This window comes from Pandoraea capi (assembly GCF_902459735.1).
Classification (GTDB): domain Bacteria; phylum Pseudomonadota; class Gammaproteobacteria; order Burkholderiales; family Burkholderiaceae; genus Pandoraea; species Pandoraea capi.
Genome location: NZ_CABPRV010000013.1, coordinates 79,622 through 95,672 on the forward strand (window position 1 = coordinate 79,622; position 16,051 = coordinate 95,672).

General features: G+C 64.1%; 15 protein-coding genes. 11 read left to right on the plus strand and 4 right to left on the minus strand.

Annotation, left to right across the window (positions count from 1 at the left end):
* Positions 1-24: 24 nt before the first annotated feature.
* The 5 genes from PCA20602_RS22310 to moaE all read left to right on the plus strand — a co-directional run bounded on the left by PCA20602_RS22310 (position 25) and on the right by moaE (position 4,962).
* A complete protein-coding gene (locus PCA20602_RS22310) occupies positions 25-1,335 on the plus strand; it encodes a homoserine dehydrogenase (RefSeq protein ID WP_069344935.1) in 1,311 nt (436 codons plus the stop codon).
* Positions 1,336-1,408: 73 nt separating this feature from the next.
* Positions 1,409-2,875: a threonine synthase gene (gene thrC, locus PCA20602_RS22315; protein ID WP_069344936.1), complete on the plus strand. Its 1,467-nt coding sequence runs from the start codon at positions 1,409-1,411 to the stop codon at positions 2,873-2,875.
* An 82-nt stretch (positions 2,876-2,957) separates the two neighbouring features.
* A complete protein-coding gene (locus PCA20602_RS22320) occupies positions 2,958-4,169 on the plus strand; it encodes a molybdopterin molybdotransferase MoeA (protein WP_242561601.1) in 1,212 nt (403 codons plus the stop codon).
* Between the two features lie 47 nt (positions 4,170-4,216).
* Positions 4,217-4,477: a molybdopterin converting factor subunit 1 gene (moaD, locus tag PCA20602_RS22325; RefSeq protein WP_150723066.1), complete on the plus strand. Its 261-nt coding sequence runs from the start codon at positions 4,217-4,219 to the stop codon at positions 4,475-4,477.
* Positions 4,478-4,497: 20 nt separating this feature from the next.
* The gene (gene moaE / locus PCA20602_RS22330; protein ID WP_150723067.1) at positions 4,498-4,962 is read left to right on the plus strand and encodes a molybdopterin synthase catalytic subunit MoaE; all 465 of its coding nucleotides are present in this window, start codon (positions 4,498-4,500) and stop codon (positions 4,960-4,962) included.
* Between the two features lie 88 nt (positions 4,963-5,050).
* Here moaE and PCA20602_RS22335 read toward each other — a convergent pair whose 3' ends face one another.
* Positions 5,051-5,569, minus strand: a complete 519-nt coding sequence (locus tag PCA20602_RS22335) for a group III truncated hemoglobin (RefSeq protein ID WP_246182290.1) — start codon at positions 5,567-5,569, stop codon at positions 5,051-5,053.
* A gap of 317 nt (positions 5,570-5,886) precedes the next feature.
* Here PCA20602_RS22335 and clpB point away from each other — a divergent pair, with 317 nt between their 5' ends.
* From clpB to PCA20602_RS22355, 4 genes are all read left to right on the plus strand, one after another.
* Positions 5,887-8,514, plus strand: coding sequence for an ATP-dependent chaperone ClpB (gene clpB, locus PCA20602_RS22340; RefSeq protein ID WP_150723068.1), 2,628 nt, complete (start codon positions 5,887-5,889; stop codon positions 8,512-8,514).
* 351 nt (positions 8,515-8,865) lie between these two features.
* On the plus strand, positions 8,866-9,471 hold the full coding sequence (locus PCA20602_RS22345; protein ID WP_174981441.1) for a DUF2306 domain-containing protein: 606 nt from the start codon (positions 8,866-8,868) through the stop codon (positions 9,469-9,471).
* Positions 9,472-9,479: 8 nt separating this feature from the next.
* Positions 9,480-10,745, plus strand: a complete 1,266-nt coding sequence (locus PCA20602_RS22350) for a sensor histidine kinase (RefSeq protein ID WP_174981443.1) — start codon at positions 9,480-9,482, stop codon at positions 10,743-10,745.
* Entirely contained in the window at positions 10,742-11,674 is a 933-nt protein-coding gene (locus PCA20602_RS22355; RefSeq protein ID WP_150723071.1) for a LytTR family transcriptional regulator DNA-binding domain-containing protein, read from the plus strand. The genes PCA20602_RS22350 and PCA20602_RS22355 overlap by 4 nt, the downstream gene beginning before the upstream one ends.
* Here the strand turns inward: PCA20602_RS22355 and PCA20602_RS22360 are convergent.
* The gene (locus PCA20602_RS22360; RefSeq protein ID WP_425495703.1) at positions 11,637-12,521 is read right to left on the minus strand and encodes an AraC family transcriptional regulator; all 885 of its coding nucleotides are present in this window, start codon (positions 12,519-12,521) and stop codon (positions 11,637-11,639) included. The genes PCA20602_RS22355 and PCA20602_RS22360 overlap by 38 nt on opposite strands.
* A 73-nt stretch (positions 12,522-12,594) precedes the next feature.
* Between PCA20602_RS22360 and PCA20602_RS22365 the strand changes: the two genes are divergently transcribed.
* Positions 12,595-13,083 (plus strand): gamma-glutamylcyclotransferase family protein, encoded by a 489-nt coding sequence (locus PCA20602_RS22365; RefSeq protein ID WP_150723072.1) that lies wholly within the window; start codon positions 12,595-12,597, stop codon positions 13,081-13,083.
* A gap of 26 nt (positions 13,084-13,109) precedes the next feature.
* Here the strand turns inward: PCA20602_RS22365 and PCA20602_RS22370 are convergent, their stop codons facing one another.
* Both PCA20602_RS22370 and PCA20602_RS22375 read right to left on the minus strand, forming a co-directional pair.
* On the minus strand, positions 13,110-13,934 hold the full coding sequence (locus PCA20602_RS22370) for a VUT family protein (protein WP_174981446.1): 825 nt from the start codon (positions 13,932-13,934) through the stop codon (positions 13,110-13,112).
* Complete coding sequence (locus PCA20602_RS22375) at positions 13,931-14,743, minus strand: NADPH-dependent 7-cyano-7-deazaguanine reductase QueF (protein ID WP_174981449.1); 813 nt, start codon at positions 14,741-14,743, stop codon at positions 13,931-13,933. Before PCA20602_RS22375 ends, PCA20602_RS22370 begins: the two co-directional genes overlap by 4 nt.
* Positions 14,744-15,021: 278 nt before the next feature.
* Here PCA20602_RS22375 and PCA20602_RS22380 point away from each other — a divergent pair, with 278 nt between their 5' ends.
* Positions 15,022-15,933: a DMT family transporter gene (locus tag PCA20602_RS22380; RefSeq protein ID WP_150723075.1), complete on the plus strand. Its 912-nt coding sequence runs from the start codon at positions 15,022-15,024 to the stop codon at positions 15,931-15,933.
* Positions 15,934-16,051 lie beyond the last annotated feature (118 nt).

Genomic DNA, 16,051 nt, shown 5'->3' on the forward strand with positions numbered 1-16,051 from the left:
ATTTCGACTTTTGAGTAAAACTGCATGAAACCGATCAAATTGGGCCTGCTCGGCCTCGGCACGGTAGGCTACGGCGCCTTCCAGGTACTGGCTCGCAACCAGGAAGAAATTCAACGTCGCGCCGGCCGGGGGATCGAGATTACGAAGGTCGCGGTTCGTAACGTCGAACGCGCCAAGGGCCTCGTGGGCCACGCCGCCGTGGTGACCGGCGATCCGTTCGAGGTCGTGAACGACCCCGCCATCGATGTCGTCGTCGAGACCATCGGCGGCTACGACCTCACCAAGGAACTGGTGCTCAAGGCCATCGAGAACGGCAAGCACGTGGTTACCGCCAACAAGGCGCTGCTGGCCGTGTACGGCAACGAAATCTTCGCTGCCGCGCGCAAGGCCAACGTGATGGTCGCGTTCGAAGCCGCCGTGGCCGGCGGTATTCCCATCATCAAGGCGTTGCGCGAAGGTCTCACGGCCAACCGTATCCAGTGGATCGCCGGCATCATCAACGGCACCACGAACTTCATCCTGTCGGAGATGCGCGACAAGGGCATCGATTTCGACGTCGCACTGGCCGACGCGCAGCGTCTGGGTTATGCGGAAGCCGATCCGACCTTCGACATCGAAGGCGTCGACGCCGCGCACAAGCTCACGCTCATGAGCGCTATCGCGTTCGGCGTGCCGGTGCAGTTCGACCGCGCCTACGTCGAAGGCATCACCAAGCTCGCCGCGCTCGATATCAAGTATGCGGAAGAGCTCGGCTATCGCATCAAGCTGCTGGGCATTACGCGTCGTGCGGAAGCCGGCATCGAGCTGCGCGTGCATCCGACGCTGATTCCGGCCAAGCGCCTGATCGCCAACGTGGAGGGCGCCATGAATGCCGTGCTGGTGCAGGGCGACGCCGTGGGCGCCACGCTGTACTACGGCAAGGGCGCGGGCGCCGAGCCGACGGCCTCGGCCGTGGTGGCTGACATCGTGGACGTTACCCGTCTGCAGACGGCTGACCCGGAGCACCGCGTGCCCCATCTGGCGTTCCAGCACGACTCGCTGTCGGACACCCCGGTGCTGCCCATCGACGAAGTCACCACGAGCTACTACCTGCGTCTGCGTGTGGTCGACCGCGCCGGTGTGATGGCGGAACTCACGCGTATTCTGGCCGATCTGGACATCTCCATCGACGCGCTGCTGCAGAAGGAATCGCGCGAAGGCGAGCACCAGACCGACATCATCATCCTGACGCACCAGACGCTGGAAAAGCACATCAATGCGGCCATCGCGAAGATCGAAGCGATGGATACGGTGCTCTCGAAGGTCACGCGTATTCGTATGGAAGCGCTGAGCTGATCTCCACGCCGAGCTGAGCGGGCCCGGAAATCGGGCGCCGCTCCAAGAACCGATACGACAGGACACGATTCCCATGAAATACATTTCCACGCGCGGTGCGGGCCTGACTTCGGGCGAGCCGCAATCGTTCTCCAGCATTCTGCTCGGCGGCCTGGCCCCGGACGGCGGTCTCTATCTGCCGACGGCATACCCGCAGGTGACGGCCGACGAACTGCGCGCCTGGCGTCAGTTGTCGTACGCCGAACTGGCGGCCCAAGTGCTAACGAAGTTTGCAGGCGACATCCCGGCGGAAGTGCTGGCCGACCTGACGAAGCGCACGTACACCGCCGAGGTGTACCGCAACGTGCGTCCGGGCGAAGACGCTGCGGACATCACGCCGCTGCTGCCGCTGGGCGTCGAGAAGGACACGCAGCTCTCGCTGCTGGCGCTCTCGAACGGCCCCACGCTGGCGTTCAAGGACATGGCCATGCAGTTGCTCGGCAATCTGTTCGAGTACGCACTGGCGCAGCACGGCGATGCGCTCAACATTCTGGGGGCGACGTCCGGCGATACGGGTAGCGCGGCCGAGTACGCCATGCGCGGCAAGGAAGGCATTCGCGTCTTCATGCTGTCGCCGGCGGGCAAGATGAGCGCCTTCCAGACCGCACAGATGTACAGCCTGCAAGATCCGAACATCTTCAACCTGGCGGTGGAAGGGGTGTTCGACGATGCGCAGGACATCGTCAAGGCGGTCTCCAACGATCACGCCTACAAGGCGCGCTACAAGATCGGTACCGTCAATTCGATCAACTGGGCGCGCGTCGTGGCGCAGGTCGTGTATTACTTCAAGGGCTACTTCGCAGCCACGGGCGGCAAGTCGGGACAGGACGGCGAAGTGTCGTTCACCGTGCCGTCGGGCAATTTCGGCAACGTCTGCGCCGGTCACATCGCGCGCATGATGGGCCTGCCGATCCGCAAGCTGGTCGTGGCGACCAACGAAAACGACGTGCTCGACGAGTTCTTCCGCACAGGTCGTTACCGCGTGCGCAAGTCGGCCGAAACGTTCCATACCAGCAGCCCGAGCATGGACATCTCGAAGGCATCGAACTTCGAGCGCTTCCTGTTCGATCTGCTGGGCCGCGACGCCACCGCGACGGCCGACCTGCTCTCGAAGGTCGAGCGCGAGGGCGGCTTCGATCTGTCGGGCAGTGAGGCGTTCGCCCGCGTGACCCAGTTCGGCTTTGTGTCCGGACGCAGCACGCACGCGGACCGTCTGGCGACGATTCAGGACGTGGCCAAGCGCTACGACATCGTGATCGATACCCACACGGCCGATGGCGTGAAGGTCGCGCGCGAAGCGCTCGAACCCGGCGTGCCGATGGTCGTGCTGGAGACGGCACAGCCGGCGAAGTTCGCCGAGACGATTCGCGAGGCGTTGCACCGCGAGCCGCCGCGTCCGGCCGGTTTCGAGCAACTCGAATCGCTGCCGCAGCGTTTCGATACGGTGCCGAACGATGCCGAGCGCGTGAAGGCCTACATCGCGGAGCACACCGGCCTGTGAGCCGTCGTTCCATGAATCGGGCGCCTTATTACGCTTTATGTGCGTTAGCGGTAGGGCACCCCATGACTTCCGGGCCATTTGCATGCTGAGTACTCAAGAAGCTCTCGACGCGGTGTTGGCCGCGGCGCGTCCGCTCGATTCGCGCGAGACAGTCGATACGCTCGCGGCGAACGGCCGTGTGCTGGCGGCCGATGTCGTCGCCACGCTCGATGTCCCGCCGATGGACACGAGCGCGATGGACGGCTACGCCGTGCGTGTGGCCGATCTGCGCGGCGCCGAGACGGTGTTGCCCGTCTCGCAGCGCATTCCCGCCGGGCACGCCCCGCAGCCGCTCGCCAGCGGCACCGCGGCGCGCATTTTCACGGGAGCGCCGGTGCCGCCGGGCGCGGATGCCGTCGTGATGCAGGAGCAGTGCGAAGCGCGTGACGATGGCTCGGTCGTCATCCGTCATACGCCGCTCGCGGGTGAGTTCGTCAACCGACAGGGCGCCGACATTCGCCGTGACAGCGTGGTGCTGGCAGCCGGTACCCGGTTGCGCGCGCCGGCGCTGGGTCTGGCGGCGTCGGTGGGCATCGCGAAGCTTCAGGTCGCCCGGCGTCTTCGCGTGGCCGTGTTCTTCACCGGCGACGAACTGACGATGCCCGGCGAGCCGTTGCGCGCCGGCAGCATCTACAACTCCAATCGTTTCGTGTTGCGCAGCCTGCTGGAAAATCTGGGCTGCGAGATGACCGATTACGGCATCGTGCCTGACAATCTGGCGGCCACCCGCGCGATCTTGCGCGACGCGGCGCGCGGCAACGACCTGATCATCACGTCAGGCGGTGTCTCGGTCGGCGAGGAAGATCACGTCAAGCCGGCGGTGGAAGCGGAGGGGCGTCTCAATCTGTGGCAGATCGCGCTCAAGCCGGGCAAGCCGCTCGCGTATGGCGAGGTCAACCGGGCGAACGGCGAGACGGCGCATTTCATTGGCCTGCCGGGCAATCCGGTGTCGAGCTTCGTGACGTTCCTGCTGTTCGTGCGCCCGTTTATCCTGCGTTTGCAGGGGGCGGCGAACGTCACGCCGCGCCGTATTGCGATGCGCGCCGATTTCACGCAGAAGAAGGCGGACCGCCGCAACGAGTTCGTGCGCGCCCGCATCAACGATCAGGGCGGCCTCGACGCCTTCCCGAATCAGAGTTCGGCGGTGCTGACCTCGACCGTCTGGGGCGATGGTCTCATCGACAATCCGCCGGAGCATCGCATCGAAGCGGGGCAGACGGTGGCGTTCCTGCCGTTCTCCGACCTTCTATATTGAGAGACAGGGGTGCGGCCCGCAAACCCGGGCGGCACGCCGGACAGACTATGCAGATCGATCTTCGCTTTTTCGCCAGTGTCCGCGAGGCGCTGAATGTCGCTGAGGAGCACGTGGATGCGGTGCCCGCAGGGGTTGCCACGGTGGGAGACGTGCGCGAATGGCTGTGCACGCGCGGCCCGGTCTGGGCCGAGACGCTCGGGCCGCAACGCTCATTGCGCATGGCGTTGAACCACACGATGGTGCCGGCGTCCACCCGCCTGACCGAGGGTTGCGAAGTCGCATTCTTCCCGCCGGTGACCGGCGGTTGAGCTAGAGGGAACGAGATTCCATGCCGATTCGTGTTCAGACTGAAGATTTCGACCTGTCGGAGGAAATCCGGCGTTTGCGGGCGGACGATCTGCGCGTGGGCGCTGTGGCGACCTTCGTGGGTACCGTGCGCGACCTGAACGACGGCAAGGATGTCTCGCGCATGACGCTCGAGCACTACCCGGGCATGACGGAAAAGGCGCTGGAGGCCATCGTCGTGCAGGCGCGCGAACGCTGGCGTCTGTTCGATGCGCTGGTGATCCACCGGTATGGCGAACTGGGGCCGGGCGATCAGATCGTGCTGGTGGCCGTGACGTCGGCACATCGCGGGGATGCGTTTGCCGCGTGCGAATTCATCATGGACTATCTGAAGACCGAAGCGCCGTTCTGGAAGAAGGAATCGACGCCGCAGGGCGAACGCTGGGTCGACGCCCGCGAGACCGATACCGCCGCCCGTGAGCGCTGGGCGAGTGGCGAGAAGTCCTGAGACGACTTTGAGCGCCCCTTAGCGCCCCTTAGCGCCCCTTAGCGCCCCTTAACGGTTCCTAAACCGTCACCGGTCCCTTGGCCGCGGGTCACTCATGTGGCCGTGCCGGCCGCCGCTGCTTGATGCTGTCGAGCAGCGCCCGTTGCGCCGGCGGCAGCGTGTATTCCCATCCGAACAGGTTCAACTGAAGGCTTTCCGCGATCCGGATCGCGGGTTCCGCGAAGGAGAAGGCTGCCTGCGGTTCGAACAGCTTGTCCAGCGTGTCGAAGAATAGGGCGAGCCAGCGGCTGAAGTGCTCGCCGCTCAGATGACCGAAGGGCTGATGGGCCTGCGTCACATTGCCGCGGTAGCGTTTGGCCCCGAGCACGATGCTGGACCAGAACGCCACCATTTTCTCCAGATGCATGTCCCAGCGACCTTCGAGCGCCTGCCGAAAGACGGGGCCGAGCAGGTCGTCGTCACGAATGCGCCCGTAGAACGTATGGACGAGCAGGCGCACGGCGTCTTCGTCGATCTCGGACAGGCGGGCCGCAGGCCATTCGAGGCGGTTCGGGGCGCCCGGATCGTTGGCTTCGGCGTTGATTGGGTGGGAAATCTGGGTAGACATGTCGACGGACAGCCGAGCCCGCCATGACGGGAATCCGGGCTTCCGGCCGTCAGGAGGACGCATGGTGCGGCGTGCTGAAAATGGCTATTATGAGCCTCAAACCCGGGCGTGTCCTGCGGTTGCCTCAAGGCATGGACCCAGCGCACGCCCCGACGCAGCCAACGCAACGAGAGGGCGCCATGCCCTCGCAACAAGCCCTGAAGCCGGCCCCCGTCCGGCATTGCGCGAAATGTCAAATGTCGCGCTGTAATGCCCCTTGAAACCACAGGGGATTGTCCGCACATCCGATCCAGAGAGATTTCTTACCGGAGCACTAGATGCGACAAGACAAATTCACCACGCAGTTCCTGGAAGCGCTGGCTGATGCCCAAAGCATGGCAGTCGGTCGCGACCAGCAATACATCGAGCCGCTGCACCTCCTCGCCGCGCTGATCGCACAACCCGAGGGCGCCGCGCGCTCGCTGCTGCAACGCGCAGGCGTGCAGGTTCAGCCGCTGGCGCATGACATCGAGACGGCGCTGGCCAAGCTGCCGCAGGTGCAGGGCACCGACGGCAATGTGCAGGTCGGCCGCGATCTCGCAGGCCTGCTCAATCAGGCCGACAAGGAAGCGCAGAAGCATGGCGACAGCTATATCGCCAGCGAAATGTTCCTGCTCGCGCTCGCCGACGACAAGGGCGAGACGGGCAAGCTGGCTCGCGCACGCGGCCTGACCCGCAAATCGCTGGAAGCCGCCATCGAAGGCGTGCGCGGCGGCGCTTCCGTCGATAGTCAGGATGCCGAAGGGCAACGCGAAGCGCTCAAGAAATACACGCTCGATCTGACCGAGCGCGCGGCCGCTGGCAAGCTCGATCCGGTGATCGGCCGCGACGACGAAATTCGTCGCACGATCCAGATCCTGCAACGCCGCACGAAGAACAACCCGGTGCTCATCGGCGAGCCGGGCGTGGGCAAGACGGCCATTGTGGAAGGCCTTGCCCAGCGTATCGTCAACGGCGAAGTGCCGGAGTCGCTCAAGAACAAGCGCGTGCTCGCGCTCGACATGGCCGGGTTGCTGGCCGGCGCGAAGTTCCGCGGCGAGTTCGAAGAGCGTCTGAAGAGCGTGCTGAACGACATTGCCAAGGATGAAGGCCGCACGATTCTGTTCATCGACGAAATTCATACGATGGTCGGTGCAGGCAAGGCTGAAGGCGCGATGGATGCGGGCAACATGCTCAAGCCGGCGCTCGCGCGCGGCGAGCTGCATTGCATCGGCGCGACCACGCTGGACGAATATCGGAAGTACATCGAGAAGGATGCCGCGCTGGAGCGCCGTTTCCAGAAGGTGCTCGTCGAAGAGCCGAGCGTCGAGGCGACCATCGCCATCTTGCGTGGCTTGCAGGAAAAATACGAACTGCACCACGGCGTGGAGATCACCGACCCGGCCATCGTGGCAGCGGCGGAGCTGAGCCAGCGCTACATCACCGATCGCTTCCTGCCGGACAAGGCCATCGACCTGATCGATGAGGCGGCGTCGAAGATCAAGATGGAAATCGATTCAAAGCCGGAAGTGATGGACAAGCTCGACCGTCGTCTCATCCAGTTGAAGATCGAACGCGAAGCCGTCAAGAAGGAAACGGACGAAGCCTCGCAGAAGCGTCTGGCGTTGATCGAGGAAGAGATTTCGCGTCTGGAGCGCGAATACGCCGATCTCGAAGAGGTGTGGACGGCCGAGAAGGCCGCCGTGCAGGGCAGCGCGCAGGTCAAGGAAGAGATCGACCGTGTGCGTGCCGAGATCGCAAAGCTGCAACGCGAAGGCAAGCTCGACAAGGTCGCTGAGCTGCAATACGGCAAGCTGCCGCAACTCGAAGCCCAGTTGAAGGACGCCGACGCCGCCGAAGCCGCGGGACAGCAGTCGCAGCCGCGTCTGTTGCGCACGCAGGTGGGCACGGAAGAAATCGCCGAGGTCATCTCGCGCGCCACGGGCATTCCCGTGTCGAAGATGATGCAGGGCGAGCGCGAAAAGCTGCTCAATATGGAAGGCAAGCTGCACGAGCGTGTGGTGGGGCAGGACGAGGCGATTACCGCCGTGGCCGATGCCATCCGCCGTTCGCGCGCCGGGTTGTCGGATCCGAACCGTCCGTATGGTTCGTTCCTGTTCCTGGGGCCGACCGGTGTGGGCAAGACCGAGCTGTGCAAGGCGCTCGCCATGTTCCTGTTCGATTCGGAGGATCACCTCATTCGCATCGACATGAGCGAGTTCATGGAGAAGCACAGCGTGGCGCGTCTGATCGGGGCGCCGCCGGGCTACGTCGGCTATGAGGAAGGCGGTTATCTGACGGAAGCCGTGCGTCGCAAGCCGTACAGCGTGATCCTGCTCGACGAGGTCGAAAAGGCGCACCCGGATGTCTTCAACGTGCTGCTGCAAGTGCTCGACGATGGCCGGATGACCGATGGTCAGGGACGCACCGTGGACTTCAAGAACACGGTGATCGTGATGACGTCGAACCTCGGGTCGTCGATGATTCAGTCGATGGTCGGCGAGCCGCAGGAACGGATCAAGGACGCGGTGTGGACGGAGATCAAGGATCACTTCCGTCCCGAGTTCCTGAACCGGATCGACGAAGTCGTGGTGTTCCACGGACTCGACCAGAAGCATATCGAGTCGATTGCCACGATCCAGATCGAGATCCTGCGCCGACGTCTGGCGAAGCTCGACATGAATCTCGAAGTCACCAAGGCGGCGCTCACGCATGTGGCGCGCGAGGGCTTCGATCCGGTGTTCGGGGCGCGTCCGCTCAAGCGGGCGATTCAGCAGGAGATCGAGAACCCGGTCGCCAAGCTGGTGCTCGCGGGCAAGTTCGGGCCGAAGGACACGATCCCGGTCGACTGGCGTAATGGTCGCTTCACTTTCGAGGGTGAATCTGCCGCGAAGGTGAGCGAGCAGACCGAAGCCGCCGCCGAGTAAGGCGTCGGCCGGCGTTATCGCCGGAAATGCAGGTCGTCATCCCCGCGCTTCGCAAGGAGCGCGGGGATTTTTTTCACCGCGTTGCGCTAGCTGACAGCCCCGTTGGTCCCTCGCCGGACGGTCGGCGGCTCGCGTGCATCGTCATGTCACAATCCTCGGCGAAAATGCGCGACCGCTGCGGTCCTTGCGGTTGCTGCGACTGCCGTCACCATCGAATAGCGGCCGGACGTGATGGGATGCCCCCGGAAACGACCGCTGTCATTCGCGCCATCCGGCAACCGTTGGCGAGGATCGCCGTCCGTTCGTCGCAAGCCGGATGTGCCGGGTGCGCCCGCGTCCTATCGTCACGCCATGAATCAACCTGACGAGGACATCATGGCGACGATAGTGGCGATGCATCTGGGGGCGGCGGTGACGGCGTTGCTGGCGGGGGCAGGCATTCTGCTCGCACCGCGAGGCACACCGCGACATCGGTGGCTGGGGCGTCTGTGGGTCGTGGCGATGGCCGCGACTGCCGCGACGAGCTTCGGTATTCGCGAACTGGAGAAGGGCCATTTTTCGTGGCTGCACGCGCTCGCCATGTACGTGCTGGTGAGTCTGGTGTTTGCCGTGAGGGCGATCCGGCAGCACCACGTCGCCGCGCATCGCCGTCAGATGCTCGGCCTGTACGCCGGGCTGGCGATTGCGGGCATTGCCGCCGTCGTGGTGCCGGGGCGCACGCTCAGCGTCGCGCTCGCCCAAGTGTGGCAACATGACGTACCGCCGGGGGGATCTCCCGCGCCGGGGCCCACCGATGCCCGGCATGGCGACAATAGCGATAAGCAGGCAGGTGCATTAAAACAGACGCAAATTACGCCGCATAAACCAACGCAAACCCTCATGACGTCCGCATCGACGGTTGAGAACGACGCAGCCGCTGCGACGTGGATCGCGGCAGCGGGAGGGGCAGGGCAATGAGTTCGACGATGAAATCTCCCTCATCCGTACAGACTGAGCACGCCGGCGCTCTCGGGACGTTGCGCGGCCACGGGCATCGCTTCGCTCGTGAGTTGGCCGGCGTCCTTCTGTTCAATACGGTTGTGGCGTTCCTGCTATGGGTGATCGGCTTCGGCGGCACGTTCTGGCAGAACCTTGTCTTCAGTCAGTGCATCGGCATTGCCATCACACTGTTCATCGACGGTGGCCGCCGGGTGATCTGGGGCGACGCCCGACCATCGATGCCCTGGTTTTTGACGCTCGTCGTCGGCGGCTGTGTCGCCGGCCTGGTATTGGGCATTGCGACGGGCACGGCGTTGCTGGGACTGCCGCTGTCGATGTGGCGGCCCGTGAACGGTCATGCCTTGCCGCTGGCGTTGCTGATTGCGCTGATCGCCTCGGCGATCGGCAGTTATCACGGCTGGTCGCGGGCGCGTATCGCGCAGTTGCGCGAAGCGGCAGCGCAGCAGACATTGCGTGAGGCGGCCGCTGACAGGCAACTGGTGCATGCCCGCCTTCAGACACTGCAAGCGCAACTGGAACCCCACTTTCTGTTCAATGTGCTGGCCAATCTCGACTCGCTCATCGCGAGCGATCCGGCGCGGGCGCGCGTGCTGCTCGGGCATCTCAACCGGTTCCTGCGTGCCTCGCTTGCGGCGACCCGTGCCGATGCGACGACACTCGCCGACGAGTTTGCGCTGCTCGATGCCTTACTGGCGATTCAGCAGGTACGTTTCGGCGAGCGTTTGCGTTATACGTTCGATCTGCCGGACGAATGTCGCGCGGTGAGTCTTCCGCCGATGCTCGTGCAGCCGCTGGTCGAGAACGCGGTCAAACATGGTGTGGAACCGCTGTCCATGGGCGCAACGGTGACCGTGAGCGCCCGGCTGGAGCTTGCGGGGAGCGGTGAAGCATCGGGCATGACGTCCGGCGTGGCATCCGGCATAAGGTCCGGTGTGACGTATGTCGTGCTTCGGGTAGCGGACGACGGCGCAGGTTTCGCCGTCGACACGGCCATGGCGTCTGGCGGAATCGATACCGACCGTTCTGCACGTACCGCTGGTATCGGTCTGACGAATATTCGGGAGCGCTTGCGGGTGCTCTATGGCGACGAGGCGCGCCTCACGCTCAGTGAAGGCGTGCCGCAGGGTGTCGTCGCAACGCTGCGTTTGCCGGTGAGGGCGTCCGTAGGTGCGGACGCCGTCGGCAGTGCAAGCGGTACCCAGGTTTCTAGTCGCAGAGAGTGGAGTGCATGACATCCCCCGTCGCCCTGATTGCCGAAGATGAACCGTTGCTCGCCGACGCGCTGCGCGCCATGCTGGCGCAGGCGTGGCCCGAGTTGCAAGTGCTGCCCGACGCATCGGACGGCACGTCGGCGATTGCCGCCATTGCGCAAGCGCGTCCGGATGTCGTGTTTCTCGACATCTCGATGCCCGGTGCAACCGGCATCGACGTCGCCCGCGCTTGCGCCCGGCTGGCCCATCCGCCGCAAATCGTGTTCGTGACGGCTTTCGACCGCTACGCACTCGATGCCTTCGACGCCGCCGCCGTCGACTATCTGCTCAAGCCAGTCGAGCCAGAGCGACTCGCGCGGACGGTGGCACGTGTACGCGAGCGCCTGGCTGCCCCAACCGGTGACACGCTCTCCCAGTTGCTGACGACGCTGCGCGCGCATCTGGAGACCGTGCCGTCAGCGACGGCGGCGACAAGCGGCGCGCCGGGCGCGCCGGGGGCGAAGAGTGAGAACGGTGCGCATGACCGTCATGGGGCCAGCGGTGCGAATCGTGTGCCAGGCACGAAGCCGACGGATGGCGCCACTGGCGCACTCGGGGCACCGACGATGCCACAAGCCCCTCGCGAGTACCTGCAATTCGTGCGGGCTTCCGTGCGCGACGAGATCCGCATCGTGCCGGTCGAGGAAATCTGCTTTTTCGAAGCGGCGGATAAATACGTCGTCGTGGCAACGGTCGATGGCGATCTGCTGATTCGCACGAGTTTGCGTGAACTGCTGCCGCAGCTCGATCCGTCGCGCTTCTGGCAAGTGCACCGCAGCACCGTGGTCAATGTCGGCGAGGTCGTTAGCGCGCAGCACACGCCGCTCGGCCGTCTGACCCTCAAGCTCAAGCGACGAAAAGACCGCGTGGCCGTCAGTCGTCAGTACGCTCACTTGTTCCGCCAGATGTGATGTCCGGCGGCGTGGCGAAGAAATCGGTCGGGGTGCGTCCGAAGGTGCGTTTGAACATCGCGGAAAACGCGCTCTGACTCCGATAGCCCAGTTCGCGGGCGATGCGAGCCAGCGGGTAGCCTTTCGAGGCAAGCGGAATCGCCTGCGCCAGGACAGCCTGCTGGCGCCACTGCACGAAGCTCATATTCAGTTCCTGCCGGAACAGGCGTCCGATGGTGCGCGGGCTCGCACCGGCATACCGTGCCCATTGATCGAGCGTCCAGGCGCGCGCCGGATCGGCGAGCATCGCGTTGCAAAGCGTGAGCAGCCGTTTGTCGCGCGGCAGAGGCACCTCCAGCGGTAGCGGAGATGCGCGGCGTAATTCGTCCAGAATCAAACCGCCGAGCATTTGCTCGCGTGGCGTGTCGAGATCCTGCTCGGGGACGTCGATGGCGGCGATCAGTTCGCGCAGCAACGGCGAGACTTCCACCACACGACAGTGATCGAGGCCGGAGGGAATGACCTCGGGATGCACGTAAAGTGTGCGCAGATACGACGGCTCATTGACCTGAAGGCTGTGCTCGATATCGGGCGGAATCCAGATGGCGCGCGATGGCGGGACGATCCACGCGGCGTCTGCGACGGCGATCTGGATGACGCCGCGCGGCGTGTAGGCGACCTGCGCCCAGGCGTGTCGATGGTTGGGCACGCGAATACCGTCGCTCAACGGCCGCGCACGCAAGCGTACCGGGCGCGCTCGCGTCGGCGCGAAGGCTTCGGGCACGACATAGCTGTCGAACTCGCTTTGGATGGCGGTGGGCGGCTCGGCATCCATTGGACCGGATGGCTCGGGCGCAAGATTCGGCATGGCGTGATCGCGACAATTGGGATTTTTGTAAGTGTAAACTCGTTGCCTGTCACTTTCGATCCGGACCCCCGACATGACGACTGCCTCGCCCGATACTTCGACGCCTTCTCCCGCGACCGATCCGCAGGGCGACGCCGTGCACGTCTTCGTCTATGGCACGCTGCGTGCGGGCGAGATCAACGACATGATGCGTGCGGCGGCGCGTCACGGGATTGCGGCGCCGGTGTTCGTCGGCGCCTCTGCGCTCGGCGGACGCCTCTACGATTTCGGTCACTATCCGGGCATGGTGCTGGACGGGGCGTCATCCGGACAGGCCGAGCAGGTTACCGGTGACGTCTATCGCATTTCCCCGGCGTTGATTCCCGTACTCGACGAAATCGAAGCCGTCTACCCGGGCAAAGCGGGGTTGTTCGTTCGTGAGATGCGCGACGTGACATGCAACGGTGCGACATACGCTTGCATCGTCTACCCCGTGGGCGAGTCGGCGGTGAGCCAGCTTCCGCAGATTTCCGGCGGCGACTGGGTCGCCCATCGCCGCGCACGGGGTTCGAGCGCCGCGTGAGTGTCATGGGCAGCGTCCGGCGCCTGTTATCGGTTTCGGTGTGGCGGAGGTGACGATGAGAGATGCAAACCGAAGGGATTCAGCGATGTGCCGACGTCATAGTGATCGATGTCGTCGTTGCGTTTGAGCCAACGCGTCAGACCGACCGTAAACGGCAACATCAGCCATTGCAGTGCGCATTTGAAGACGAATTCGAGCCCGGCCATGCGTGCCATTGCGTCGACATCGAGCACGTAAGCAAACGCCACGACGACGAAGACGACTGAGTCCAGCAGCGCGGCAAGCGCATTGCCTGCCATCAGACGAAGGCTCGCCAGTCGGCCATGCATCGCGACTTTCATACGCACCAGCGTCGCGGCGTTGGCGAACTCACCCACGAAGCATGCCGACACGGACGCCAGAAACATGTGGGCGATCGACTCGAACCAGCGTCGCTGAACTTCATCGGTAAAGCCGGTTTGGGCTGCCCAAGCCGGGTCGGTCGGCAACATGGCCATTAGCCATAGGAACGCCAGCATTGCCAGATTCGCACCGAGGCCTCCCCATATCACCAGGCGGCTGATGCGATAGCCGTAGACCTCCGTCAGCGCGGATGAAAACAGATACGCCAACGGAAAGCTGATCAGCGCGGCGGAGAAAGTGAGCCGGAATGGCTCACCGGCGAGGCGCCATGGGAGCGTGACTTCGCACACCCGCGCGCCCAGCGCGTTCGAGATCAAGAGGAAGCTGACAAACCCGATCGCCAGCACGATGACGGCCGGCGTGATCCGTGTAGTCTGAGGTGTGAGCGTGGCGTCGGCGTCGGGTGGCTCGGAAAGCGCCGCGGAGAATCTCTGGGTAGGGGCTGTCATTGGCGAACGGTGCGCAGGTTGGTGATGGCGACCGCGTGTGTCGATCGGACCGGATTGATGTCGAGCCCGTGGCGTCGGGTGAAGCGAGCGCCGACCGTCAATCGCGACGGTGTGCAGCGCGTGAGAATATCGGAGAAGAGCGTCTCCACGCATTGCTCAATGTATAAAGCGCTGTCGCGGTACGACAGGACATACGCCATGAGCGAGCGTCGGCAAATGGCGGCGCCTTCGTGTTCGACCCATACCGTTCCGTAGTCGACGCCACCGCCCAGCGGACAACGCACACTTAACAGGTCTGAGGTCAGACACTCATGAACGGCGGACGTCGACGGCGCGTCGGCGTCCCGGCGCTGACGCAATAGCTTGGCATCGACACCACCGCGCACCAGCGGGACAGGCTCCGTGTTCAGCGTTTCCGAGTGAGGACCCGCCATGGCAGTACTGCGAACGGCCTGGCGAACGGGAGTGGTCCGAACAAGAACATACGCGTTGAGGCAGCGCGACAGTTCTCCGGCGATGTGGGCTTCCAGAGCGTCCGACGATTCGAAGCGGCATTCGCGGAGTGTCAGGAAGTACCGCTGGGCATCGGTCATCTCAAGCGTGAAAGGCGAATCGCACGGAATGACCAGTTCGACGACGGCGATTTGCGGGCGCTCGTGCATGTCCAGCCAACTGACCTCGTAATGATTCCAGAGATCGTAACCGCGCGAAGCGATCGCGGGCAGGGCGCTCTGACGCTGAACGTGACGCCTCGGAAGCGGGTGTAACGTGTGGCAAAGGACTGGCGCGGGCAACGTTGAATACGACATATCGTATGAAGGCTCCGTGAGTACGACGCATGACCTTATCGAACGGGGTTTCTCGGCTTCAATACGACGATTCCGAAAACACGCGGTACGAATCCATCTTTGGGCGAGTGCCTGGGCGATTCCGGGCGGGCGACCTGATGACCTTGTGATCAAAATGATCAAGGGGCTCTGACCCGAGCGCGTCATGTCCGATTATGACCAGCGTCGCGGGTGACGTTGTGGGACGATTCAGGCATCCCGATTCTTTCCGGGCGGCCCCGCGTGCCGTCCGTCCGACCATGCGTTCATCCGATATAGCCCGTTTGCTGACGCTCTCTGCCATCTGGGGCGCGAGCTTTCTTTTCATGCGCATCATCGTGCCCGCGCTCGGGCCGCTACCCACTGCGTTTTTCCGCGTCACGCTGGGTGCCGTCGGTCTGGCTGTGATCTTGCTGGTACTGCGCGTTCGTTGGGAGTTCAAAGGATTGCTGGGGGCGTCGATGCTGCTCGGCGTCATCAATTCCGGCATCCCGTTCGTGATGTACTGCCTCGCCGCACGTGTGCTGCCCGCCGGATACTCCGCGATTCTCAACGCCACCACGCCGATGATGGGTGTGGTTATCGGCACGCTGTTTTTCCGCGAGCGCCTGACCGGGGCGAAGAGCTGGGGCGTGGTGCTCGGGCTGATCGGTGTGGCGGTGCTGACACGCACGGGCCCGGTCACGATGTCGGGGCCGGTCCTGATGGGCGCGCTCGCCTGTCTGGTCGCCACGTCCTGCTATGGGCTCGCGGGCTATCTCACCAAACGCTGGATCACCGAAAAAGGTGGCCTCGACGCCAAGCTCGTCGCTTTCGGCAGCCAACTGGGGGCCGCGGTGGTGCTGCTGCCGTTCTTCGGGTACGTGAGCGCAACGTCCGGTATGCCGGGGCCGACGACCGCCGGCGTCTGGGCTGCGATGGCCGCGCTCGGCTTCCTGTGCAGCGCCGTCGCCTATATGTTGTTCTTCCGGTTGATTGCCGATCTCGGGCCGCTGCGCTCGCTGACCGTCACGTTCCTGATCCCGCCGTTCGGCGTGCTGTGGGGGGCACTGTTTCTGGACGAAGCCGTCACGATGGCTCACTTCTTCGGCGGCTGCTTCATCGCCGTGGCTGTCTGGCTGGTCTGCAAGCCGCCCAAGACGGTTCCGTCCACACGCCGAGCCGCGTCCTAGAGCATGCGTAGCGCGGCCTCGACGCGCGCGCAGAACGTCTCCAGTCACTCACCCTCGGGACGATAGCGTCCCTGGCGAGGCAAATCTTCCAAAGCCGATGACCTGTGTCATCGGCTTT